Raw genomic sequence first — 25,839 nt, 5'->3', positions numbered from 1 at the left:
TGCTTTTTGTGTGCATTATTTACTTTCTATCTTTGGATTTTTAGGATTGGGTTTATCTTTGCTTGCTCATGCATATCGTCCTAAAAAACCATTAGTGGGTTTTTTATTTTTGAGCATCAGTATTCTTATATTAATATTCTTGTATCTAGATGATGCTTTTATATTAAAAATAGTGAACAATTCTTCTTCGATAAATACAAATTCTATATATAAATTGTTGGCTGTTTATTCTAATAATGAAGGATCACTAATTACATTATCATGGTTTTTATCATGTTTTAATATAGGTTTATTTTTTATTGTACGGATAAAAGATGAAATAAAAGATACTGCTTGCATAATACAATCTTATATTATAGTTTTTTTTATTCTTTTAACTATTATTTTTGCAAATCCTTTTGAGGTAGATTGGCATAAATCGGATAATGGTTTAGGTTTTAATCCATTATTACATGATATTGCGTATACTATACATCCTCCATCAATATTTTTAGGTTATTTAGGGAGTAGCGTGCTTTTTTCTATTTCTACAGCACTTTTTATCCATAGGGACTTTTCAATTATTTGGTTTAAAATATTACGTGATTTTTCTCTTATATTATTTTCTTTTTTAACCATTGGAATATCCTTAGGAAGTTGGTGGGCATATAGAGAACTAGGATGGGGTGGTTTTTGGTTTTGGGATCCAGTAGAAAATGTATCACTGTTAACTTGGTTATTTTCAGTCATGTTAATTCATATTTTATGCCTATCTCATCAAAAAAAAAAGTATAAAAAAATTTCTTTATTTGTTGCTAATACTGTCTTCTTATCTACTATTTTAGGTAGCTTTTTTACTAGATCAGGCATTATATATTCTGTGCATAGCTTTGCTTTCAATTTTGAGATGGGCTTTGCTATACTTATTATCTTTTGTATATTATCTTTTTTTACAGTTATATTGTTTCGAAGATGCAATATTACAGATGATTTTAATGCAAATAATAAAAAAGATTTATCGTCAACTTTATTATTGATTTCTATACTATCAACTCTTTTACTTATATCTATAATATTATTTGGACTATTTTATCCGATATTTTTTGAGATTATTTTTTCCGAAAAGATTATTTTAGAAGAAGGGTATTATAACTACATCTTTAATTGGGTTGTATTGATAAGTATATTACTTCAAATTATTTTGCCATATTTTCTATCTTATAAAAAAAAGTTATTTAATGTACATTTTGCTATTACTGTACTATTTATATTTTTATCTATATTAGTTTATTTTTATATTTTTAATAAAATACATTTCAATATTAAGATATTTTGTGCTTTTTGTATTTCATTTTCCACTGTGTTAATTATGATATCTAATTTTATCTTTAGAGGACATAGTAATAAAAATAAGTCTTATTATTGTATGTTTTTTGCCCATTTAGGGATTGCCTTAATTATACTTGGGGTTACTTGTGCAGTTCATAAAAAATCAGTATATAACAAATCTTTATCGGTTGGTGATAGTTTTATTTTTAATAAAAAATATTTTTATTTACAAGATAATCAAATTATTAAAGAAAAGGATTATATATCTTCTAGATTGGTTTTTTTATGTGAAGGTAAAAAAATATTATCTGATTATAGATTTTATGCTGATAGTAATATCATTAAAACTAAAATTGGTCTAGGACATTTCTTTTTGTCTGATTTTTATATTATAATCACTGATTTGCACGAAGATGGTATTTTTTCCATACAAATACATCATTATCCTGGTATATTTTTGATATGGCTAGGAGCTTTTTTTACCACTATTAGTGGATTAATTCCCGCTTTATGCAAGGTAATAGGAATAATGTCTACTATTAAAAGAAAATATGATGTGTTTAAATATTAAAAATGTGAATTAATTTTAATATTCATTTTTATAAAGATAATAATTTTTTTCTTATATATTCAGCTATTTCTATTTTAGAAAAAGTTCCTGATTTTAATATTTCACTTTTTCTGTTAATGATGATAATCTCACTTTCATCTTTGTTAAAGCTTTTTCCATTTGATATATCATTTGCTATCATATAATCGCAATTCTTACTTTTAATTTTTATCAAAGCTTTTTCCTTTAAATTACCTGATTCTGCACAGAAACCAATTATTTTTTTCGGTTTTTTTGAAACATCATAATTTGTTACAAAAGACAATATATCTTTGTTAATATCTTCTATTTCTATTTTTGTCGTTGCATTTTTTGCTATTTTTCCTAAATATTTCTTTATTTTCCAGTCACATACTGCTGCAACAAATATTGCAGCGTCATATATATTTTTTGATAATTTCTCTTGAACACTTGATAACATTTCACATGCTGTATCAATTTTTTTTACTACGATATTTTGATTATCTTGAAAATCTTTTACGTCACTGTCTAATGAAGATATAAGTGTAATAAAATTATTGTTTGAGGCCAAAATTTTTGCGATTATATTACCTTGTTTCCCTGATGATCTATTAGTTATAAAACGAACATCATCAATGTATTCCTTGGTTGGGCCATTCGTTATCAATATATTACTTTTTTTTTTGGAAATTTGTGATCTGATTGTATCGATTATTATATCAGATTTTTCTATATGACCTATACCTTTTTCTTTACAAATAGTTTCTCCATATATGGGATCTATTAATTTAATATTTTGGAATTTTTTCAATTTCTTTATATTTGATTGAATTGCACTATTTTCCCATATAGCCGGATTCATAGCAGGAAAAATTAAGACCTGTTTTTTATTTGCTAGCATTAAACTAGTTGCAAAATCATCGGCTATTCCATTTGCTATTTTTGATATAATATTACCAGTCGCAGGCAATATTACAATAAGGTGTGCCTTTCTAGATAAATCTATGTGATCTAAATTTTCTTCTTCATGATATATATAATCATGTTTTAAGACCTTTTGGCCTGTCAAAATTGCCAAAGAATTCGTAGATATTAGATTTTCTGAGCTTCTTGTTAATATACATTGAGCTGAATGTCCATCCTTTTTGATTGTCGATATTATGTCAAATATCTTATAACAAGCTATGCTTCCTGATATTATAAATAGTATGTTGGCCATGTTTATGTCTCATACTACCTTCTTTATAAATCTGGATGTTCTAAATTTCCAAAAATTATCTTCATTTTTGGAAAAGATTATATAATGAACTTTTCCTATGATGTTTGCAGAAGGAATTAAACCAACATAACTAGGAAATCTGCTATCTAATGAATTATCGCGATTATCACCTAATACAAAAAAATGCCCATCCGGTATCTTGATTGACTTCATGTTATTTTCTTTGGAGTCTCTATTGGAAGTAATTAAAATATAATGCTCAGTGTTTTCTAAATCTTCTTTAAATAAATATTTTTTATCATACTGTATAGAAGATAAATTTTCATGTACATCTTGCGAATGCATAATATTTTTTTGGTTAAATTTTTTGCCATTAATGAAAACATAACCATCTTTCATATATATCTCGTCGCCTGGTAGAGCAATGATTCTTTTAACATAATTAAGATTATTTTCTTTGGGATTTTTAAATATAATTATGTCTCCTCTTTCAGGATATTTAGCATTAATCTTTTTTTCGCTTGCTATCAACTTCTTTATTGGATTAGGTAAAGAATATTTACTATAACCATAATTATACTTTGTAGAGAATACATAATCCCCTTTCAATAGGGTAATTTCCATAGATTGTGATGGTACATGGTATATTTCAAAGAAAAAAGATTTAATTATTATGGTAGTTGAAAATGCCATTAATATTATAAAAACAGTACTTATTATAAAATCTTTAATACTATTTTTGCTATCAAAACTATAATTTTGCATATAACGAAAAAATGTTATAATATGGTCGGTGGTTTTATGTGATTGCGCTCCATTCAGTTTCTAAACATTCAATTCAAGGAATTTTTAGTAAAACCTCCAAGTTAAATATAGCATGTTTGGTTTTGGATAATCAAATTTTAGTAAATTAGTTGTTAAAATCCTTGCTTAAGTGGTTGTTTTATTGTTACGGGTTTTCTGGTGTTTATCAGTAATAAAAATGTTGTATTGATTTATATAATTTTATGCTTTGTAAGCTGCAATTTTTATATTTCAGATGTTTTTTGTTCATTGAAAATAGATATAACACAGGGGAATGCACAAAATATTCCCATAGTGTATAAAAATTGTACTACAGGCGTAAAAAGATTATCTAATAGTATTGTTGAAGTTATTAATGATGATTTAAGAAATTCGGGAATGTTTGATATCTCTGAAAATACTTCTTCTATCAATTGTAATAATGTTCTAGATCTTATTTCATCTAGTTTAATTAATCATGAAGCATCCATACTTTATACTGTTTCTGTTAAAAAGATAGATAATGACAACTCTGAGATATTTTTTGATGCTTACGATATAATAACTAGAAAACATTTAGTTAATAAGAATATTATATTCAACTCAGTTGATTATAGAAAAGTAGCCCATTCTTTTTCTGATCTGTTATATGAAAAATTAACTGGTGAAAATGGATATTTTAGTACAAAGATATCTTATATAGCAGAAATACCTATTAAAAGAGCTAAAGATAGACAAAGGTGTAATCAGAGAAGGGTAGCATTAATGGATTATGATGGCCATAATGTGGAATTTATAACTTCCGGAGATACGATAGTTGGAACACCTCGTTTATCATCAGATCAAAAAAAGATAGTATATATTTCTTTTGATGAAAATTTTTTTTCCAATGTCTATTTGTATGATATAAAAAAAGAAAGGTATAAAGTTATAGGTAATTTTATAGGTGGTGTATCATATGCTCCAAGGTTTTCACCAGATGCACGAAACATTATTTTATCCCGCACTAACGGAACGTTAACAGATTTGTTTTTATTAAATTTAAAGACCGGTGCTGCTAAAAAATTAACTATGAAGACTGCTATCAACACATCAGCTTCTTACTCTTATGATGGAAAGAATGTTATATTTATATCTGATAGAGCAGGTGCTCCTAAAATATATATGATGGATATTGATGGTAGTAATCAAAAAAGAGTGACTTACGGAAAAGGAAGTTATTTTTCTCCTGTATGTTCTCCTAAAGAAGATTTAATTGCTTTTGTAAAAGTTAAAGATCGTAAATCTTATGTAGGAGTTATAAAATCTGATGGAACAGGGGAAAGGCTATTAACTTCTGGAGGTATATTGGGTTCTCCAACTTGGTCTCCAAATTCTCGTAGTATAGTATTTACCAGAAAAGAAATACTGGGTAATAGAAAACATTCTAAATCTAGAATATATATGATAGATGTGAATGGAAAGAGAGAAAGAGAAATAATTACTCCACATGATGCTCAAGAAGTTTCTTGGAGTTAAAATATTTTAATTTTATATTTTTTTCAATAGAGATTTTTCTATCTCTATTGATGATTGTGTTCTGTATATTTCTATTATATCATTTGATATGTCTCTCTGAGAATTAATAGATAACCTTGGGCATGCTGTAAGATTTTTTATAGATAAATTTTCTATCATATCTTTTCCTTCTTTTCCAATAATTATAGGACCTCTTATTATAATTAATTCATCAATTAACTGTTGCTTAATGAGCTCTGTTATTGTATATGATCCAGCTTCTATTAAAATACTTGTTATTCCTAGAGATGATATTTTTTGCATTGCTTCTGTCAAATCTAAATTACCATTTGTAAGTGAGTTGCATTCAATTACATGATCAAAAAGAACATTTTTTTGTTTTAAACATTCATTATTCTTAACATTATCAGCAGTTGTGATAAGCCAAGGTTTTTTATGTCTAAATATTTTTAAACTCTTATTTGAACATATTTTTCGCAAATTTTTGTTTGCTATGATTATTTTTTCTGGTGAAAACATTAAGTTATTAGAATTATTAATACGATAATTAAGCTGTGGATTATCATCTATAATTGTCTGTGCACCGGTAATTATAGCATCGTTTTTTTTTCGTAAATTTTGTACATATAATCTTGAATTATTACATGTTATCCATTTGCTTTCCATTGATGCCGTAGCTATTTTACTATCTATTGAGCATGCAATTTTTGCCGTAATATAAGGTCTATTTAATATTTTTGAGAATATATATCCCTTGTTAAGTTTGAAAATATCATTCTTTTTGATTCCATACTCATAATTTATATTATTTTTTTTTAATATATCCAAGAGCTTTCCAAAAACTCTTTTATCTGGATCTTTAATGCCAACATAAATATTTTTTGGTGAATATTTTAATATTTCTTTTATACAAGGGCTAGTGTTACCATAATGTGTACAAGGTTCCATAGTAACATAAAAATTACTGTTTATTATTTTATGTTTTTTTTTTATTTTAGAAATAGCATTATATTCTGCGTGAGGCCTTCCACCACTTTGAGTGACTCCCACAGATAAAATATTCCCATTCTTTTCTATTACACAGCCAACAGATGGATTAGGATATACGCAACCTATCATTTTTTGAGCTTCCTTTAAGGCTATAGACATAAAAAAGCTCTTTATATTATTAGAGTTATTGCAATTCATCCTCTAATTTTATAGAAAGAAAAGAAATAACTTATTGCATATAGAAAAATTATTAAGCATATAATCATTTTTATTGTCAGTTTTTTACTCATATAGATTATACTAAAATATCAAATATTATAGAAAAAAATAAAATTAAGAGATAGAATATTGAAAATTTAAAAAAATTGTATGCATAAGAAGTTCTAAATAAAAGGCGAAACGAACTATATATTAAATAAATATTCAAAAAAAAACACGTCATTATATAAAATTTACCTAATGGAAAAAATATACTCATAGAGTGGTTATTTGATAATTTAATGCAAGGAAGAATACTTAAAATAGAAAGCAATAAGCTGTAGAATACAATGTAGTATTTCGTTACAAGGATTCCTTTTTTCACTGGCATCATTGGGATAGAAACTTTAGAATATTCGTCTATATTTTTTATTGCAAGTGACCAAAAATGAGGCATACTCCACACACACACTATAGCAGATATTAAAAATGGTAAAGAAAATACAGAACCTACAGAACCTGTTATAGCTGAATATCCGATAAGAGGCGGAAGAAATCCGACTATGCTGCCAATTTCTGTATTACGATCATAATTTCTTTTACAAATTATTGTGTATACTGCGGCATACATTATGATTGCAAGTATCATTAAAAATGAGGATAAAAAATTAAATTTCACATATAATATGACGATTGATATTAATGACATGAAAGATGCAAATATTAATGCTGATCTCTTGGAAATAGACCCTATTACTAAAGGTCTATTTTTTGTTCTTTTTCCCATTTTTGTATCTATATCAACATCATACAGCATATTATAAGCTGATGATCCTGATGATCCTGCAAGAACAGCAAGTAAAATCAACAAAATATCATAAACATTAACTTTATATAAATCAAAGCTTAATAATATTCCGATCAATGCAGAAAAAGCAGCTAAAAAAGAAATGCCAGGCTTTGATAATATAACATAATTGTAAACAGTACTCATTTTAAAATCACTCATTTTATTTCTGGCCTTTCATCAAAGCAATGAAAAGGAGGTGGAGAAGATAAAGTCCACTCTAAAGTTTTTGCATTCCAAGGATTATTACCAGCTTTTTTTCCTTTTTTCAGAGTATGCCATACTACAAATATAAAAAATAACGCTGATGCAAATGATATAAAAGCCCCAATCGAAGAAATATAATCCAAGGAATGAAAGCATCAGGATAATCGGGTACTCTTCTAGGCATACCGGATAGACCAGAGAAAAATTGTGGGAAAAAAGTAATATTTACACCTATAAAAGAGGTAACAAAATGTATTATTCCAAAAATTTCTTTATACTGTCTACCACTTATTTTCCCTATCCAATAATAAAATCCTGCGTATACTGCAAAAAGTATTGCTATAGACATTACATAATGAAAATGGGCAACAACATAATAAGTATCGTGCAGCATTTTATCTAAAGCTGCGTTTGATAATGCAATACCGGTTACTCCTCCTATTGCGAAAAGAGCTATGAAACCCATGCTAAATAACATAGGTGTTTTAAATTCTATACTGCCACCCCACATCGTACCGAGCCAACTAAAAACTTTTATTCCTGTAGGCACCCCAATTATTATCGTTGCTAAATTAAAATATGCAATTGCATTTAAACTAATTCCAGTTGTAAACATATGGTGAGCCCATACTATGAAACCCAAAGCACCTATTCCTATCATTGCAAACACCATACCAGAGTATCCAAATATCGGTTTACGAGAAAAAGTGGATATGATTTCGCTAATAATACCAAATGCTGGTAAAGCTACTACGTATACTTCTGGATGACCAAAAAACCAAAACAAATGCTGAAAAAGTAGGGGATCCCCTCCACCGGCAGGATTAAAGAAATTTGTTCCAAAATTTCTATCAGTTAAGATCATGGTGATAGCTCCAGCTAAAACTGGCATCACAAATATTATTATGAAAGCAGTTATGAATATTGACCATACAAAAAGTGGCATTCTAAACATAGACATTCCAATGGTTCTCATATTTATAACGGTCGCAATAAAATTTATTGCTCCTAATATTGACGATAATCCCGCCAAATGTAAGCTGAATATTGCAATATCAACAGCAGCACCAGGATGAGAAATATTGCCACTTAAAGGAGGATAAGCAGTCCATCCAATTCCAGGACCTTCCCCCGTTAAAGCAGCGATTACCAACAATATAAAGGAAAAAAACAATAACCAAAAACTGATATTATTTAATCTTGGAAATGCCATATCAGGAGCGCCAATCATTAATGGTAAAAACCAATTTCCAAAAGCTCCTATTAATGCAGGCATTATCATAAAAAACACCATTATTATACCATGTCCTGTTACGATAACATTGTAGAATTGATAATTACCATTCAATATATCAATCTGCATTAATTGAGTTCGTATCAATACAGAAAAAAGTCCCCCAATCAAACCAGCAAATATAGAAAATACAAGATACAAAGTCCCTATATCTTTATGATTTGTTGAAAAAAGCCATCTTTTCATTCCACTAGGTTTATCAGACATATTATTCAATTCCAAAAAAATAATAAAATTATACTATTGTGAATTATCAATCCATTCTACAAAATCATCGTAATCTACTGCATTGATTACAATGGGCATAAAACCATGTAAAGAACCGCATAATTCATAACATTGACCATAATATTTGCCAGGTTTATTTATATTAAACCAAGTCTCATTTATCATACCCGGGATGGCATCCATCTTTACGCCCAATGCGCTTACACCCCAGCTGTGTATTACATCAGAAGAAGTTAAAATTACCCTTATGTTTTTGTTAGTTGGAACCACCAATTCTCTATCAACAGATAATAAACGAACATCTCCATTTTTCAAATCACTATCTTGTATCATATAGCTATCAAATGAAATATTATTATGATCTGGATAATTATAAGACCAATACCATTGATTACCCACAACTTTAATAGTCATATCAGCTTCAGGAATCATTTCTTCTTTAATCAATAATTTAATAGAAGGTATTGATATTAAAATTACCAAAATAAGTGGTATAACCGTCCATATTATTTCCAATAAAGTATTATGGGAACGCTTACTAGGTATTGGATTAATTCTTGAATTAAATCTAACGATAATATATACCAAAATTGCTGAAACTAGAAAAAAAACACTAAACATCAATAGCAAAATTATGTTATGAAACGAATGGATATCACGCATTATATCAGTAGCTGGATTTTGTAGATTCATTTGCCATTTTTGAGGTTGTGAAAACAACATGGCATAATTAGAAAAATAAACTACGAACAGTGTAGTGAAAAATGTAGTGAAAAAATGTAATGACTTCAGAAATTTCATAAATAGACCAACCCCTGATAAATCGATGCCACAAAAAATGGACATTCTAACATAGACACAGTAATATTGTTAGGTATTTAATAAAAAAAAATAACTTATCTAGCCTATTTTTATAAAATTAAAATTTAACTTGATTTTATATTTCTTTATTTAACAATTTTTGTCGATTCAATGATTTACTGGATTAGATTATTTTATATTTTGGTTATAAATTTTTATGGTAGGAATTCTTTTTGATAAAGCAATCGGTCTTCTAAGTAAATTTGGAAGTGTTGTAAGAATTTCTTCTGAAAATCAAAATGGAGACTGTGATTTAGGAGACAAGGAAATTAAATCATTGCACGGTCAAATTAATGATATAACTTCCAATAAATTTGATGAATCTTATGCCAAAAAAAAGATTATCGCAATTGGAAATTTATACAATTCTCTAACTAATATAGGAAAATTTAAAATATTAAATCTTTTAGATAAAAATTTTGGAATTGATTCTGGTAAATTACAAACATTAATAAATATGATTAAGAATACAGATGATATTGATGTGCTTTTTGTACAAAAAGAAATTTCTCGAATTCTTGATTATCCACGCAAAAATATATTAAAAGGCTTTGTTTCTCTTGAAAATGGAATGTTATTTTTAGTAAAAATGCGCTCCGAAGTATTGTATCTGATTAAATCAGGTAAAAATTTAAACAATATAGAATCTGATTTAAGAGATATCTTAAAAGAGTGGTTTTATGTAGGTCTTTTGGAACTTAAGATGATTAATTGGCATTCTTCGGCCTCTTTATTGGAAAAATTGATAAATTATGAAGCCGTTCATAGAATCCAATCTTGGAGTGATTTAAAAAATCGATTAGATTCAGATAGAAGATGCTATGCTTTTTTTCATAGACACATTCCTAATGAACCTTTGATTTTTGTAGAAATTGCATTAACAAACAAAATTCATGATAATATATCTCATTTATTGGATGAAACAGCACCTTTGCAAGAAGATAAGGAATTTTCACATGCTATATTTTATTCTATTTCAAATACACAAAAAGGTCTTATTGGGATAAATATGGGTAATTTTTTAATAAAACAGGTAGTAGATGAAATATCAGTTAATGTTCCTACTGTTAAATATTTTTTTACTCTTTCTCCTATTCCAGGATTTTCTAAATGGTTAAAAAATTATCTTGAAAATAAAAAGTGGATATTCAAATTCAATAAAGATATTATAAAATCAGTGATTTTTTCCGATATTAAATCAGATAATTATTTGGAATCTTTAGATTTTATAAAACAGGAGCTTATTTCGCTTTGTGCTTATTATTTACTGAGAGTTAAAAAAAATTTTAGAGATCCTGTTGCACATTTTCATTTTAGTAATGGTGCAGGCTTGAATGCAATTAATTGGAAGGCTGATATCAGTTTAAAGGGTTTGGAGCAATCTTTTGGTTTGATGGTAAATTATCATTATGAAATAAAAAAAATAAACTCTAGATATGAAGAATATTTTAATCGTTCAAAAATATACTATTCATCTAGTATCAATAATTTAGTAACTAATATAAAAAAATAAGATTCATTATATATATTAATATTCAGTGGTTTTAAAAATATGAGTTTAGATATAGTTATACTCGCTTCAGGGGAAGGAAAGAGAATGAAAAGCTCTTGTCCTAAAGTTTTACATAAATTAGCAGGTTTTACATTAATAAATCATGTTGTTAAGACCGCAAATGATTTAAATCCTGATAACATAATTATTGTTAAAGATTTTAAAACAGATTTATCAACCTATTTTAAGCAATCAAGTAAAATTAAATATGCTAATCAAAAAGAGAAATTAGGAACAGCACATGCTGTTCATATGGCAATTCCACATATTAGTAGTGACATGGTTCTTGTTTTATATGCTGATACACCAATGATAAAAGTTTCTACTCTTTTGCATTTAATTGATTTAACTGCTTCAAAAAAAGTTGATATGTCATTACTTTCGTTTATGCCAAAAGGTGAGCATATGTATGGAAGAGTTTTACATAATGAATGTGGATTTGTAGATAGTATATTAGAATATGGAGAAGACGGATATTTCAATAATACTGGAAATTTTGTAGCTAATTCAGGAGTTTGTATTTTTAAAAGATCTGTTCTGTTTGATAATATTACCCATATTGAAAATAATAATAAGAAGAAAGAATATTATTTGACAGATATAGTCAATATAATAGCGCAAAAAAATGGCAAAATATTAAGTATTAATATTGATCCAAATGAAGCTTGTGGAGTTAATAGTCAAAAAGAATTAGCAGAAGCTGATAAGATTTTACAAATGAATTTAAAGGAAGATTTAATGAATAAAGGGGTTGTCTTTATTGATTCTGCGACTTCATATGTTTCTTTAGATGCAAAAATTGCTAAAGATGTTACAATTTTTCCAAATACTTATATTGGGGTGGGTGTTATAGTAGGATCTGGTGTTGTGATTCAATCTTTTTCACACTTAGAAAATACCAAAATAGACCCTGGAACAATAGTGGGGCCTTACGCTTATGTAAAAGGAGGGTCACATTTAAAGCAAAATTCTCACATTGGTTGTTTTGTTGAAATTAACAGAAGTGTTATAGGGCCAGAAACAAAAATCAAACATCTGACCTATATTGGAGATGCTATTATTGGTATGCATTGTAATATTGGTGCAGGAACAATTTTTTGTAATTATAATGGTGTGAAAAAATCTGTTATTAAAGTTGGGAACAATGTTTTTATTGGTGCAAATAATTCTATTGTTGCTCCTTTAGAAATTGGTGATAATGTTAAGACAGGAGCTTCCAGTGTTATTAGAAAAAATATTGATACAGACTGTTTTTTCGTTACAAGAGGTACTGAATATACGAAAATTAATAGAGTAAAAATTAATTTTTGATTTCAATTTTATAAGATCAAATTATCTGGTCAATAAGGAGATTTTATTATACACTTAGCAAGTTATTAATTTTATGTTAAGTGCTGAATTGATGAAAATAGCGATAAATGGTTTGGGAAGAATAGGTAGATGTGTTTTAAGAAATATATTTAGTGATGATAAAAAAAATTTATCAATAGATTCGATTGCAATAAATACTCCTTCATCTATTGATACTGCAATACATTTATTGAAATATGATTCTGTTCATGGGATATCAAATTTAGATATCTCGAAAGATGATGATAATACTCTTATTATTAATGGAAACAAAATAAATTATTCCAGAGAAAGAGATATATCAAATTTACCTTGGAATGATCATAATATTGATTTTGTATTAGATTGTTCAGGTCGATTTAATTCTAAGGAAAAATTACTTAATCACATTAAAAATGGAGCAAAAAAAGTTATTGCTTCTGCACCTGTAAAAGAAGCTGATAGAACAATTATTTATGGTATTAATAATGATCAAATAGAATCAACAGATAAAATAATATCTGTTGGATCTTGCACAACTAATTGTTTGGCTCCAATGATAAAAGTTTTAGAAGAACATTTTAAAATCATTAATGGTTATTTTACAACTATACATTCTTATACAAATGATCAAAATGTATTGGATAACAGTCATACAGATCTTAGGCGCGCAAGATCTTGTGGAATGTCCATTGTGCCAACAAAGACTGGTGCTTCTGAGACTATTTTTAAAATATTTCCTAATTTAAAAAATAAAATTTGTGGCAGTGCTATAAGAGTACCCACTCCTAATATTTCCCTAATTGATGCTGTTTTTAATTTGGCTAAAGATGTCAATATAGCAGATATTCACAGCGCGTTTAATGAGTATAGTAAAGGTGTTTTATCAAAAATATTAGGCTTCTCCAATGATCTAAAAGTATCCGTTGATTTTATGGGAAATACATGTAGTGCAGTATATGATGTTAATGAAACTCATGTTATTAATAATGGAAAAACGGTACGAATATTATGTTGGTATGATAATGAATGGGCTTTTTCTTGTAGAATGTTAGATGTATTAGGTTTATTAAATAGAGCGTGATAATATGAGATATTCCAATTTAAGAAGTATAGAAAGTTGCGACAACTTAAATAATAAAGTTGTTTTTGTTCGAGTTGATTATAATGTGCCTGTTAATGAAGATGGACATATATTAGATAATCATAGAATTATTCAATCATTAAAAACAGTATTATATCTCTTAAAAAAAGGAAGCAAAGTTGTTCTTTTGAGTCATTTTGGAAGGCCCAAAGGTTTTGATGAAAATTTTAGTCTTAAAAATGTTATTTTTCAAGAATTACAAAACGTCCTTTTTGAGCATAAATTTAAGGTATATTTTTCAATTTTTGATGATTTGAAAAATCATTTAACAAAAGTAACTAATTCTTCAGTAACCCTTTTGGAGAATCTCCGCTTTTATAAAGAAGAAACATTAAATGATGATAATTATTCACAAAAATTTGCTTCTTTAGGAGATATATATGTTAACGATGCCTTTTCTTGTTGTCATAGAAATCATAGTTCCATTATTGGATTGCCTAAATATTTAGATTCATATGCGGGACTTTTGCTTATGGATGAGGTAAATAATCTAAATAAAATTTTATATGGTAATTTCAAAAAAATATGTTTAATTATTGGAGGCTCTAAAATATCTTCTAAAATGGATATATTGTCCTGTAGTAACAACATCTCTAATATAATTTTAGGGGGAGCAGTAGCTAACACTATTCTTCATCATAAGGGATATAATGTTCAAAAATCTTTAATAGAAAATGATTTAGATGTTAAATTTAATTTAACTGATGAAAAATTAATTTTGCCTCAAGATTGTGTTACTTCTGCTGATATAAATTCCGATTATGCATATGTCTCTGATATTATGAGTATTACAGAAAATCATATGATATTAGATCTTGGTCCTGCTTCTATAATTCAAATAGAAAATATTTTAGATGAAAGTGATTGTGTCATTTGGTCTGGTCCAATTGGTTTTTATGAAAATAAGAAGTATTCACATTCTACTTTTAGAATTGCGGAGAAAATATTTAATTTGACGAATAAAGGTAGTATATATAGTGTAATTGGCGGGGGAGATACATTAAATGCTGTGAAAAATTATGCTAATGGTTTTTCTTATACATCTACGGCAGGAAGTGCATTTCTGCAGTGGTTTAAGGGAAAAGGTTTAGTGGGTTTAGATGCGATAAATAAATAATTAGTTGCTTTTTTTATATTGAGATTAACGTTACTATATTGAATTACTTTATTTATATATTTTATTGTTTTTGTTTTATGAAGAATGTTTTTGTACATGTTTTTGCTTTAGGCCAAAAATTACAATTTTATCACTGGAATATATCTGGAGAGAATTTTTTTAATTATCATAAGATGTTAGAGGGATATTATGATGAAATATTTAAATCAATTGATAAAATAGCTGAAAGAATAGTTTTTGAAGAGGGTAGTATAGATTCTAATTTTGATTATTATGCTAAAAATAGCTCTTTATCTTATAACAAATATATAAATGCACAAGATATGTTAAAGGATCTACTTTCTTCTTACAAGAAAGTGTCAATTATGATAATTAATTTATTATCTAACAAAGAGAATAATAAATTAAACCTGGTATCAGAAGATTTGATGATTAGCTTGCTGTCAAAATTAGATGAACACACTTGGATGATATCAAAATCTTTGGAATAAAAAATTATTCTTTTTTATTAATATTATCGAATTAGAAAGATTTCAATATTTTTGAGATTATTGAGTCCGTTATCGGTAAAGCCATTTTTTCTAGATTTTTTGCGTAGGGCATAGGGACGTTTAGTCCTGAAGCTCGCATGCATGGAGCATCTAGATAATCAAAAGCTTTTTCATTAATTATTGCAGATATTTCAGCGCCTATTCCGTGTCGAGACCATCCTTCTTCTATTGAAATAATTCTATTGGTCTTTTTTACACTTTTTAATAATGTTTCAGTGTCGAGAGGGTGTATTGTTCTAAGATCAATTACTTCAGCGTTTATATTATGTTCTTTTTCTAATATTTTTGCTGATTCTAAAGCATACTTTACGCCCATAGAGAAAGATACAATTGTTATATCATTTCCTTCTTGTAATATTTTTGCTTCTCCTATTGGGATAGTAAAATTCTCATTTTCAAAATCTTTTTCATTTACTTCTTCGCTTATACCATACAATAATTCATGTTCTAGAAAAATAACAGGTCCGTTATACTGTACAGCTGATTTTAAAAGACCTTTGTGATCAAGAACACTGTTGGGAGTTATAACTACCAATCCTGGAATATGTGCATACCATGATGCAAAGCATTGAGAATGTTGTGCGGCAACTTGCGCCGCAACGCCATTTGGCCCTCTAAAAACAATTGGACAGTGTATTTTACCACCAGACATATATGATGTTTTCGTTGCAGAATTTATTATATGATCAATAGCTTGCATGGAAAAATTAAATGACATAAATTCAACGATTGGTCTTAATCCAACAAATGCTGATCCAACTGATAACCCTGTGAAAGCATGTTCTGATATAGGAGTATCTATAATCCTCTTATTACCAAATTTTTCTAATAGATCTTGAGTTATTTTATATGCACCTTGATATTCTGCAACTTCTTCACCCATTACATAAACACTATCATCTCTTCTAAGTTCTTCTTCTAGTGCTTTATTAAGTGCTTCTCTAACTGTAATTTTAACCATGAAAATATGACAATAATATTACTTCTATTACATTATGCTAACTATCTTTATACAATTGCTTAATGACAGCAGGATAATTGATTAACACATTAATGCATCTTAATCAATAATAAAAAAAGATTATGCGATAATTGATTTAGAAGATATAGATTATATACTTAATCATTTAAATTTGGTTTAATTTCTTCTATATATTTTTACATGTATCTGAAACGTGATTATGTTTTAAATTTTGGCTTTTTTATAATTTTTTTATTACTTGTATATTTTTTGTGTAATTTATTTTTGGGATCAAAAAATATATTTAGCTTATATGAATTATCAGAAGAAATTATAGATATGGAAGATACTATAATCAGATTATCAAGCAAAAAAGATGACTTAATCAGAGAAATAAGTGCTATGAAGAGCATGTATATGCAAGAAGAAGATTTAGAGTTACTTGAATTGTTTTCTAAAAAGTACCTTGGTTATTCCGATAAGGATGAATATATGATATTTGTGTCTGAAGATTGAAATTTGTTAAATGATTAATAACAAAAATTTATTGGATGATCTTGATAAAAGAATTGATTTTCATTTATTTGAGCGTCGTAAAAAAAATATAGATATTTCACGAATACGTGAAGATGTAACTAGATTAGAGAATCTTTTGCGGGAAAAGCAAAATTTATTAGATGATGTGATGATGGATGTTTTAAATTTGATGGAAAATATACAGAAGATTATGGAAGTTATTGAAGAGTAATTCATGCCTATTAAAGATGTTAATATTAGCGGCTTTAGTTACACTCTTGAATGCAGAGAAGAGGATATATGTGAACTTGAAAAAATAATAAATGATATCAATGACGAACTTGGTGATATAAAATATAGCACGAAAGATAAGCATTATGACTTAACAGTAAAATTAATTTCATTGTTAATAAAGAAAAATCAACGCTTAAATGAGATTAATAGAAGAATATCAGAATGTATATTAAAGCTCGACTTAAGTTGACTGAAAGCTTATTTTATTTACTTTAAATGATAGTCAGAATCTTTACATTCACGCTTCTATCTGATAGTAATATGCTGTACTGAATTGATTACGTTATTCAGTCTAAGATTGTTTTGCGGATGTGGCGGAATTGGTATACGCGCTAGGTTTAGGTCCTAGTGAGAGATCATGGGGGTTCAAGTCCCTCCATCCGTATTTTTTTATTTTATTTAGATAACAGATTTTATTGTGGAAACTTCGATTAATGCCCAAGATTTTTCTATTTGTGATTCAGGAAAATTTATTTTTGACTATTCTATAGTCAGTGATGATGAATTTGCTAGAACAATTCATGTAATTTTTTCTAAAGATAAAATTAATGAAGAATTTAATAAATATGCTATTGATAGAACTATATCCAAAAATTCTAAAGATCTTACAAAAACTAAAAAGCGCAAATTATTTTCGACTTTTGAGAATGAATTAATAAATTCTATATCTAGAGATGTTTGCAATATTGATTCTACAATAACTAATGTAACTAATGTATCTATAAACAATTTACTTGTTTCAGAGATGGGAAGCAAAGATATAGAATTTGATGTCTCTTTTTCTTACACTGAAAAAATAAAGGTTCCTAATTTATCAGAGATAGAGGTGAAATGTGACAAATATATTCCTAGTGACTCACTCATAGATGAATATTTAGAAGACATCAAAAATAAGATCTTTGATTATATAGATTCAGAAAATGGATATGGGGCAAAAAAAAATGATGTGTTAATCATCGATGGTGAAGGTTATTTTCTCATCAATGGAATAAAGAAACGTTTTAAAAAAGCTAATTTTCGCGATATGGAAATTATGCTGGGTTCAGGGAAGCTCATTAAAGACCTTGAGGACGGTATGATTGAAATGTCAGTAGGAAATACTAAACAGATAAAAGTTCATTTTCCAAGCGATTATAGAGAGATATATTTAGCTGGGAAGGAAGCATTTTTTGATATTACAGTAAAAAAAATTAAAAAAGCCTGCCCTGTCCAAGATGAAGCTTCTCTTTTGAAGAAGTTAAATAAAAATTCTTTGAAAGAAATAAAAGAAGAAATAAAGAAAATGTATGAGAAGCGTTTTTTGACTCTACAAGATGATAAATTGCGAGACTTACTTTATGAGATTATTCAAAATTCTATTGAGCTAAAGACGGCAAATCATATTATTGATCTGGAAAAGAGTAAGCTAAAAAATATCTATAAGGATAATGATGAAGAACAGCTTTCGAAAATGGCTACTGATAACATAAAATTAGCAACTTTTCTTATTGAAATTGCTGATAAAGAGAATATTAAAGTTAGTGATGAAGATTGCAGTAATAGATTATTTGAAACCTATGGAGGAAATATTCAGCAAATTAGATGGTTTATTGAAAAATCAAAGACTAATCCTGCAATGATGATTGAGTTGCGAAATGAAGTTTTAGAAAGTAAAGTTTTTGATCATCTAAAAACTGTTATTAAAATAATAGAAAATGAACAATTGATTAATACAATGCAAGATATTCCGACTGGTAATTAATTTAGAGGTTACGATATGATTTTTGATGATAATACTTTGAATGTGAATTCTGCTCTTGTTCCAATAGTTGTTGAACAAACTTCAAAAGGAGAAAGGTCCTATGATATTTATTCTAGATTGTTAAAAGATAGAATAATATTTATTACAGGCGCCATAATGGATGAGATGTCTAGTTTGATTATTGCACAATTGTTGTTTTTGGCATCAGAGAATTCTGAAAAATCTATATCAATGTATATAAATTCTCCAGGAGGGGTGGTAACTGCTGGATTAGCTATATACGATACTATGCAATATATAAAACCTAAAGTAGCTACCTATTGTATAGGTCAAGCTGCCTCAGCTGCTTCTCTTCTTTTGGCTGGTGGTGCAAAAGGAATGAGATATGCGCTACCTAATGCTAGCATTATGATACACCAACCTTCGGGAGGTTATCAGGGACAAGCAACTGATATTCAAATACATGCTGAATATATAATTAGAACAAAGAAAAAATTGAATAAGATTTATGAAGACCATACAGGACAAGATATAGATAGAATCCATAGAGACATGGAGAGGGATTATTTCATGACTGCTGAAGAATCTAAGGATTATGGGATAATTGATAAAGTTATAGATAAGTTATCTAGTTAATGCAATATTTTTAATGTGTTATGAAAGCTAGTTTTGAGATTTTCTGTTCTTTTTGTGGAAGAAATGAGAAGAGTGTTGATAGAATTATAACTGCTGAATCTGCATCTATATGTAATGAATGCATAGATATGTGTTATGCTGCTGTTAGCAGTAAAAATTCTATAATTAAAGATATTTCTAAAGATAATTTTTCAGAGATTGCTGATAGCAAAAAAGTTGATTTTGATAACATTACACCTAGTTCTATAAAAAATTATCTGGATAGATATATAATAGGACAATTTGATGCTAAAAAAGTTATATCAGTTGCCGTTTACAATCATTATAAAAAAATAAAAAATTCTGCTGACTCCTTAAAAGATGATGATGATGTTGAGTTAAGCAAGTCTAATATATTATTATTAGGTCCAACAGGTTCAGGCAAGACTCTTTTTGCTACTACTTTAGCTAAAATGTTAAATGTACCTTTTGCTATTGTTGATGCTACAAATCTTACTGAAGCTGGATATGTTGGTGATGATGTTGAAAACATATTATTAAGATTGTTGCAGAATGCAGATTATGATATTGAGGCTGCTCAAAGCGGTATTATATATATTGATGAAATAGATAAAATATCAAGGAAATCAGAAAATCCATCTATTACTAGAGATGTTTCTGGTGAAGGTGTGCAACAAGCTTTACTTAAGATTATAGAAGGTACTGTTGCTTATATACCACCTCAAGGTGGTCGTAAGCATCCAGGGCAAGAATGTATAAAAATTGATACATCAGGAATCTTATTTATTTGTGGAGGAGCATTTGTTGGTTTAGAAAATATTATATCCTCTAGAACTGATGCGAAAACAATAGGCTTTAATAGTGGTAAAAATGATAAAAATCTTGCCAAAAGAAGTGAAAATTCAGATCAACAAGAATCAGATGTTTCTATTTTGCGTGATTGTATTCATGAAGACCTAGTGAAATTTGGCTTAATTCCAGAATTAGTAGGAAGGTTACCTATATTGGTTTATCTCAATAAATTAACGAAAAATGATCTGCAAAGAATTCTTATTGAACCTAAAAATGCTTTAGTGAAACAATATAAGAAGATGTTTTTTTACGATGGATACAATTTGCTTTTCACTGAAGATGCGCTATCTAATATAGCAGATAATGCTATAAAGATTAATTTAGGTGCTAGAGGTTTAAGGTCTATTATGGAAAAATTGCTACTGGACCATATGTATAATATTCCAGATTATAGAAAAGAAAAAGGTATAGGGAAACTTCCCAATAAAAAAGAGGAAACTATTGAAATAGATGATAAGTATGTTGATAAAATACTTGCTTAGCACAATATATATCGTCCTATAGATATTGTATTTTTATTTTGTATGATCACTTCTTTGTTTTAAGATAAAGCAGAGATAAATTCCTTTTTTGCAATATCATTGAGATCAATATTTATCTTTTTATGATAATTTTGAATTTCGTTCATATCCGATTTTTTAATATTTTTCTTATTTTTTGATTTTATTATACCTAATGTCAATTTATTAGAAGATCTTTTATCTGAGTATATTTGAGTTGGTTCTCCAATATTTTTATTCTGTAAAATTTCAACAAATAGCTCATTAGGGTAATTATCATAGTCTTTATCTTTATTTATCAATATTTTTTTTCTTGATAAAATTATCTCTTTTTTATCTATTCCTTTTCTTTTTTTGTTAGCGTTTATACTATTTTTTCTAACCATATTGTTTATCTTACTCTTTATTTTATTCATTTCTATTTCTTTTTTTATCAATTTTTTTGCTTCATGAAAAGTCATTGGTTTGCTATTAATTTGATCACTAATATATATCATATAATAGGTATGTTCTTTGGTTTGAGATTTTTTAAAAAAATTGATATTTTTCACTTTTGATTCAATAATTTGGTTCATTATGTCATTATAAGAGAATAAATCACTTTTTAATTGACGTTTGTTATCTTCAGAGTTGTAATTATCGATATCTATTTTGCCAGCGTTATACATTTTTAAAGAATATAAAGATTGTATTTCATTAAAATTTATTTCATCTCTATTAATAGAATCTTCGATCTTATCAATTAATGCACTCATCTTTGACTCATAATTAGTTTTACTTTGCATTAATAGTACTTTTATCTTCTGATATTCATTGTCATCAATGCTGCTATTAAGAACATTTGGTTTATAAAATATATAATATAAATTATCTTGTTTGTTAAAAGATATTGCTACACTTGGAGAATTTTTATCTTTATAGTTGAAATTGGTGATGTATTGTAACACAAAATTTTCTAATCTAACATCATCACTCTTAATATTATTGAATTTTGTAAAAGTAATTTTTTTGCTTTCAGATATTGAACGTATCTTACGTATATCATTATTTTTTATAGCAGAAAGCAAATCATTAGCTATTGTGTGTGAATTTGTTTTTGCATACTTTATGCTATATTTTTTATCATAGTTATTTTCTTGTATAAATTGTTGTATTTCTTGATCTGATATCAAAGTATCATTTATGTCAATTGCGTCTTTGTTTAAAACAAGATATTTTACTATTTTATAATTTGGAAATTCATAGTTTGATTTATTTTCTTTATAAAAATCTAAAAGTTCATCTTCAGTTATTTGAGCTAGATTTTTTCTCAAAATTTCTGTATCAAAAGTATATATTTCTGTTACGAATTCATCATTATAGTAATTAAAAATATCCCTATATATATTATTAAATTTGAAATTTATATTTTCCAATGGTTGTTTTATTATTTGTTTTAAAATATCAAATTTAACTTGTTTAACATATTCTTGTTCTGATATCTTATTTTTTTGCAAAAAATTATCTAAATTTTCTTTATTAAACTTTTCATTTTTATCTGAGAATTGCTCAAAATTTTTGATCATTTTAATTATGGCTGGGTCACTTATATTCAAAGATATTTTTTTTATATATTTGGTAAGTATTTTATCTTGCACAGCTAAATCTAAAGCAAGCTGCTTTAAATAGTGCATATTACTGTCTTTTAATTCAAAACCAGTAGTAGTTAAATAATTTATTGTATTATTTAATATTTTATTATATTCACTTTTATCTATATGATACTTTCCTATTTTTATTTGATCTTTTTTAAAAAGGAATATTCCTTCTCTCAGAGAAAGGAAAAAAAATGCTGTGATTAAAAAAAGACCGATAATTTTTTTAGTTTTCGAGATTCTCATTGTGAATGATTAAAATAAAATGATACCAATTGCAATACAAGATTATAACTTTTCTAATTTAGATGATCAATTTTAAAGATAATATTTTGCAATATGTCAGATTGATAGAAAGTTAATGCAACTGGTATATAAAACATACCTGCTATAGTATTTATTAATAACATTAGAGCTAATTTTTCTGTTTGATAATTTAGAGAAGCACCTACAATCATTGTTGTTATAGAAATTGGCACTATTGATATACAAAACATTGCGATATATGTTTCTTTGTTATTATATATATGCAATATGTTGTAATCGCAATATATTAGAAAGAGCATTAATATTGGCCAAAATACATATTTCACTACTGTGGTGATAAAAATACACTTCCAGTCTATTTCTATTTTATTTATCTGAGCAACTGCTATTCCTAAGCTACATAGACCTAAAACAATATAGGTACTTCTTATATTGTCTATAAATCCACTGAATAATGAAGGTACTTTTACATCAAAAAAATTTGCTATCAAACCTAATAATATTGAATACATAGCTGGTAATTTTAGCACTCTTTTAATACAATAAGAAATTGGAAAATTTCCTTTTGCTGCAATATAAAAACCATAGGTATTTTCAAAAATTATCATTCCAAGGTAACCAATGATATATATTGATATACTTTCTTTATCTAATACTAACATTGCAATAGGTAGCCCAAGTTGACTTGTATTTGAGCTTCCAGAGCTATATGCAACAATATTACGCATACCATCTTGATAAAATATATTGTTTACCTTATAGACTACGTAACAAAGAAGAGAACTAATTGTGAATATAAGGAGTGGTAATGAAACGTATTGACTAGAATTTTCTAATTTGGTTATTGCAGCAAATAATATTATAGGAGCTAATATATACAAGCTGAATCTAATCATAGATTCAGCTTCTACAGATATTAATTTTTTTGCAATATATCCAATGAATATGTTGCAGTAAAGGGGTATCATTTTTATCACTATCGCTAAAAACACTATACGAACCTTGTAAGAAATAACTGTTTATTTATGAATCGTAAAAAGAAATCCACAATATAAGAATATAGTGTAGATTCATAGAATTTAAAATCGGTATTCTAAATTTGCAACAAGAATTACTAAATAATAGTAGCCATATTTTATTTGTTATACAAGTTACATAAAAATTTATATAAAAAAAATAATAAAATTCACATTTTATTTGATTTAATACAGTTTTTATATAATATTTCATTGAAGCGAATTCTGCTTTTAAATTTTTGTTTTTTATATATCCGATATGAGAGAAATTAGTGTTGTTTATGGCGATGGAATAGGTCCAGAAATAATGGATTCCGTTATAAAAATAATGAAGCATGCTGGTGCAGATATAAAATTTAGTACTGTTGAAATGGGTATTAAATTTTATGAAAAAGGAATACAAACTGGAATTCCAGATAGTGCATGGGAAAATATTAATAGAACGAAAGTAGTTTTAAAAGCACCAATTACCACTCCTCAAGGACAGGGGGTCAAAAGTTTAAATGTCACCATGAGAAAGAAATTAGGTTTATATGCAAATGTAAGACCTTGTATATCTTTTATTGATAAAAGCAAAAATATTGATGTAGTCATAATAAGAGAAAATGAAGAAGATTTATATGCTGGAATAGAGTATAAAGATACTTATGACTCAAATCTTACTGCTAAAACGATAACTTATACTGCTTCAGAAAGAATATGTAGATATGCTTTTGAATATGCAAAGAAAAATAATCGTAAAAAAGTTACATGTTTTATAAAAGATAATATCATGAAACTTACAGATGGGACTTTTCATAAAGCATTTGATTATGTTGCTTCTTTATATCCTGATATAAAAAATGATAGTTTAATTGTTGATATAGGAACAGCTAGGTTAGCTAAATACCCTGAAAGATTTGATGTTATAGTCACAGAAAATTTGTATGGAGATATTATATCGGACGTTGTTGCAGAAATATCTGGTTCTATTGGTATATCTGGTAGTGCAAATATAGGTAGTAATTATGCAATGTTTGAGGCTGTACATGGTTCAGCGCCAGATATTGCTGGAAAAAATATTGCTAATCCTTCTGCTTTACTTAATGCTGCTATTAATATGCTTTATTATCTTTCACAGGATGAAATTGCTAAAAAAATTCAGAATGCATGGCTCCATACTATAGAAAATGGTATGCATACAGTGGATCTCTATGATGAAAATCATAGTAAAAAAAAGCTTTCTACTACAGAATTTACTGATGAAATATGCAAAAATATTGATACAAATATTAAAAATTATGATATGTCTCCTATGAAATGTGATTTATTAAATAAATCAGATCTCAATGATAGATTTAAATCTCTAATATCGGAGACAATGCAAAGTACTCCCAAACATTTAGTAGGAGTAGATTTATGTCTTCAGTGGAATTCTGATATGATAAATGAATTATTGAAAAAAATAGAAGAGTTCAATACTTTATCAGGTTTTGTATTATGCAATATTAGCATAAAAGGTCTTTCTTTATGGCCAGAAAAAACTATAGAAGATCCAATGTTTACCGATACTGTTGTATGTAGATTTATAGCTGATAAAGACCAATTAATAAAGCACGGTGATATACTTGATTTAATGCATCAATTTTTAGACAAAGATATCGAAGTCACTAGAATGTATAAATTATACATTTATGGAGACAGATATGGCTTCAGAGTTTAATGT

Annotated in this window: 22 protein-coding genes, 1 tRNA gene and 1 pseudogene; 15 read left to right on the top strand and 9 right to left on the bottom strand. The window is 27.3% G+C overall.

The window, feature by feature from the left end:
- The first annotated feature begins 10 nt into the window (after nucleotides 1-10).
- Nucleotides 11-1,879 carry a cytochrome c biogenesis protein CcsA gene (ccsA, locus tag GUI12_03130; GenBank protein UAT43131.1) on the top strand — a complete coding sequence of 623 codons (1,869 nt, stop codon included), beginning with the start codon at nucleotides 11-13 and terminating at the stop codon, nucleotides 1,877-1,879.
- Nucleotides 1,880-1,907: 28 nt separating this feature from the next.
- Here the strand turns inward: ccsA and coaBC are convergent, their stop codons facing one another.
- Together coaBC and lepB are read right to left on the bottom strand one after the other, a co-directional pair.
- Nucleotides 1,908-3,098: a bifunctional phosphopantothenoylcysteine decarboxylase/phosphopantothenate--cysteine ligase CoaBC gene (gene coaBC / locus GUI12_03125; GenBank protein UAT43130.1), complete on the bottom strand. Its 1,191-nt coding sequence runs from the start codon at nucleotides 3,096-3,098 to the stop codon at nucleotides 1,908-1,910.
- Between the two features lie 9 nt (nucleotides 3,099-3,107).
- Nucleotides 3,108-3,863 carry a signal peptidase I gene (gene lepB / locus GUI12_03120; GenBank protein UAT43129.1) on the bottom strand — a complete coding sequence of 252 codons (756 nt, stop codon included), beginning with the start codon at nucleotides 3,861-3,863 and terminating at the stop codon, nucleotides 3,108-3,110.
- A 288-nt stretch (nucleotides 3,864-4,151) separates the two neighbouring features.
- On the opposite strand from lepB, the gene GUI12_03115 reads away from it, so the two are divergent.
- Nucleotides 4,152-5,399 carry a hypothetical protein gene (locus GUI12_03115; GenBank protein ID UAT43128.1) on the top strand — a complete coding sequence of 416 codons (1,248 nt, stop codon included), beginning with the start codon at nucleotides 4,152-4,154 and terminating at the stop codon, nucleotides 5,397-5,399.
- A 12-nt stretch (nucleotides 5,400-5,411) separates the two neighbouring features.
- On the opposite strand, the gene ribD is transcribed toward GUI12_03115, so the two are convergent.
- The 4 genes and pseudogenes from ribD to coxB form a co-directional block, all read right to left on the bottom strand.
- Entirely contained in the window at nucleotides 5,412-6,587 is a 1,176-nt protein-coding gene (gene ribD, locus GUI12_03110) for a bifunctional diaminohydroxyphosphoribosylaminopyrimidine deaminase/5-amino-6-(5-phosphoribosylamino)uracil reductase RibD (protein UAT43127.1), read from the bottom strand.
- A 97-nt stretch (nucleotides 6,588-6,684) separates the two neighbouring features.
- On the bottom strand, nucleotides 6,685-7,596 hold the full coding sequence (cyoE, locus tag GUI12_03105; protein ID UAT43126.1) for a protoheme IX farnesyltransferase: 912 nt from the start codon (nucleotides 7,594-7,596) through the stop codon (nucleotides 6,685-6,687).
- Nucleotides 7,593-9,142 (bottom strand): annotated as a pseudogene (ctaD, locus tag GUI12_03100) (cytochrome c oxidase subunit I). The gene cyoE and the pseudogene ctaD overlap by 4 nt, the downstream one beginning before the upstream one ends.
- A gap of 33 nt (nucleotides 9,143-9,175) precedes the next feature.
- Nucleotides 9,176-9,964 (bottom strand): cytochrome c oxidase subunit II, encoded by a 789-nt coding sequence (coxB, locus tag GUI12_03095; GenBank protein ID UAT43125.1) that lies wholly within the window; start codon nucleotides 9,962-9,964, stop codon nucleotides 9,176-9,178.
- Nucleotides 9,965-10,181: 217 nt separating this feature from the next.
- Between coxB and GUI12_03090 the strand changes: the two genes are divergently transcribed.
- The 5 genes from GUI12_03090 to GUI12_03070 all read left to right on the top strand — a co-directional run bounded on the left by GUI12_03090 (nucleotide 10,182) and on the right by GUI12_03070 (nucleotide 15,657).
- Nucleotides 10,182-11,537, top strand: coding sequence for a malonyl-CoA decarboxylase (locus tag GUI12_03090; protein UAT43124.1), 1,356 nt, complete (start codon nucleotides 10,182-10,184; stop codon nucleotides 11,535-11,537).
- Nucleotides 11,538-11,576: 39 nt separating this feature from the next.
- Complete coding sequence (gene glmU, locus GUI12_03085; GenBank protein ID UAT43123.1) at nucleotides 11,577-12,887, top strand: UDP-N-acetylglucosamine diphosphorylase/glucosamine-1-phosphate N-acetyltransferase; 1,311 nt, start codon at nucleotides 11,577-11,579, stop codon at nucleotides 12,885-12,887.
- A gap of 91 nt (nucleotides 12,888-12,978) precedes the next feature.
- Nucleotides 12,979-13,989: a type I glyceraldehyde-3-phosphate dehydrogenase gene (gene gap / locus GUI12_03080; GenBank protein UAT43445.1), complete on the top strand. Its 1,011-nt coding sequence runs from the start codon at nucleotides 12,979-12,981 to the stop codon at nucleotides 13,987-13,989.
- 4 nt (nucleotides 13,990-13,993) lie between these two features.
- Nucleotides 13,994-15,166: a phosphoglycerate kinase gene (locus GUI12_03075; GenBank protein ID UAT43122.1), complete on the top strand. Its 1,173-nt coding sequence runs from the start codon at nucleotides 13,994-13,996 to the stop codon at nucleotides 15,164-15,166.
- A gap of 77 nt (nucleotides 15,167-15,243) precedes the next feature.
- A complete protein-coding gene (locus tag GUI12_03070; protein ID UAT43121.1) occupies nucleotides 15,244-15,657 on the top strand; it encodes a DNA starvation/stationary phase protection protein in 414 nt (137 codons plus the stop codon).
- A gap of 31 nt (nucleotides 15,658-15,688) precedes the next feature.
- Here GUI12_03070 and GUI12_03065 read toward each other — a convergent pair whose 3' ends face one another.
- The gene (locus GUI12_03065) at nucleotides 15,689-16,678 is read right to left on the bottom strand and encodes a pyruvate dehydrogenase complex E1 component subunit beta (GenBank protein UAT43120.1); all 990 of its coding nucleotides are present in this window, start codon (nucleotides 16,676-16,678) and stop codon (nucleotides 15,689-15,691) included.
- 285 nt (nucleotides 16,679-16,963) lie between these two features.
- Between GUI12_03065 and GUI12_03060 the strand changes: the two genes are divergently transcribed.
- The 7 genes from GUI12_03060 to clpX all read left to right on the top strand — a co-directional run bounded on the left by GUI12_03060 (nucleotide 16,964) and on the right by clpX (nucleotide 21,199).
- Complete coding sequence (locus tag GUI12_03060; protein UAT43119.1) at nucleotides 16,964-17,194, top strand: hypothetical protein; 231 nt, start codon at nucleotides 16,964-16,966, stop codon at nucleotides 17,192-17,194.
- A gap of 10 nt (nucleotides 17,195-17,204) precedes the next feature.
- Nucleotides 17,205-17,426: a hypothetical protein gene (locus GUI12_03055; protein ID UAT43118.1), complete on the top strand. Its 222-nt coding sequence runs from the start codon at nucleotides 17,205-17,207 to the stop codon at nucleotides 17,424-17,426.
- 3 nt (nucleotides 17,427-17,429) lie between these two features.
- Entirely contained in the window at nucleotides 17,430-17,678 is a 249-nt protein-coding gene (gene zapA, locus GUI12_03050; GenBank protein UAT43117.1) for a cell division protein ZapA, read from the top strand.
- 115 nt (nucleotides 17,679-17,793) lie between these two features.
- Nucleotides 17,794-17,873: transfer RNA gene (locus GUI12_03045), tRNA-Leu, on the top strand.
- Nucleotides 17,874-17,906: 33 nt separating this feature from the next.
- On the top strand, nucleotides 17,907-19,229 hold the full coding sequence (locus GUI12_03040; GenBank protein UAT43116.1) for a hypothetical protein: 1,323 nt from the start codon (nucleotides 17,907-17,909) through the stop codon (nucleotides 19,227-19,229).
- Between the two features lie 15 nt (nucleotides 19,230-19,244).
- Nucleotides 19,245-19,865 (top strand): ATP-dependent Clp protease proteolytic subunit, encoded by a 621-nt coding sequence (locus GUI12_03035; protein UAT43115.1) that lies wholly within the window; start codon nucleotides 19,245-19,247, stop codon nucleotides 19,863-19,865.
- A 20-nt stretch (nucleotides 19,866-19,885) separates the two neighbouring features.
- Nucleotides 19,886-21,199, top strand: coding sequence for an ATP-dependent Clp protease ATP-binding subunit ClpX (gene clpX, locus GUI12_03030; protein ID UAT43114.1), 1,314 nt, complete (start codon nucleotides 19,886-19,888; stop codon nucleotides 21,197-21,199).
- A 59-nt stretch (nucleotides 21,200-21,258) separates the two neighbouring features.
- On the opposite strand, the gene GUI12_03025 is transcribed toward clpX, so the two are convergent.
- Nucleotides 21,259-23,097, bottom strand: coding sequence for a hypothetical protein (locus tag GUI12_03025; GenBank protein ID UAT43113.1), 1,839 nt, complete (start codon nucleotides 23,095-23,097; stop codon nucleotides 21,259-21,261).
- Nucleotides 23,098-23,150: 53 nt separating this feature from the next.
- The gene (locus GUI12_03020; protein UAT43112.1) at nucleotides 23,151-24,086 is read right to left on the bottom strand and encodes a transporter; all 936 of its coding nucleotides are present in this window, start codon (nucleotides 24,084-24,086) and stop codon (nucleotides 23,151-23,153) included.
- A gap of 307 nt (nucleotides 24,087-24,393) precedes the next feature.
- Here GUI12_03020 and icd point away from each other — a divergent pair, with 307 nt between their 5' ends.
- Nucleotides 24,394-25,836 carry an isocitrate dehydrogenase gene (gene icd / locus GUI12_03015; protein UAT43111.1) on the top strand — a complete coding sequence of 481 codons (1,443 nt, stop codon included), beginning with the start codon at nucleotides 24,394-24,396 and terminating at the stop codon, nucleotides 25,834-25,836.
- Nucleotides 25,837-25,839: the final 3 nt, after the last annotated feature.

The sequence above is a fragment of the Anaplasmataceae bacterium AB001_6 genome (assembly GCA_020002265.1).
Classification (GTDB): domain Bacteria; phylum Pseudomonadota; class Alphaproteobacteria; order Rickettsiales; family Anaplasmataceae; genus AB001-6.
Note: the sequence above shows the minus strand (reverse complement) of the source record. Positions and strands in the feature narration are given on the sequence as shown.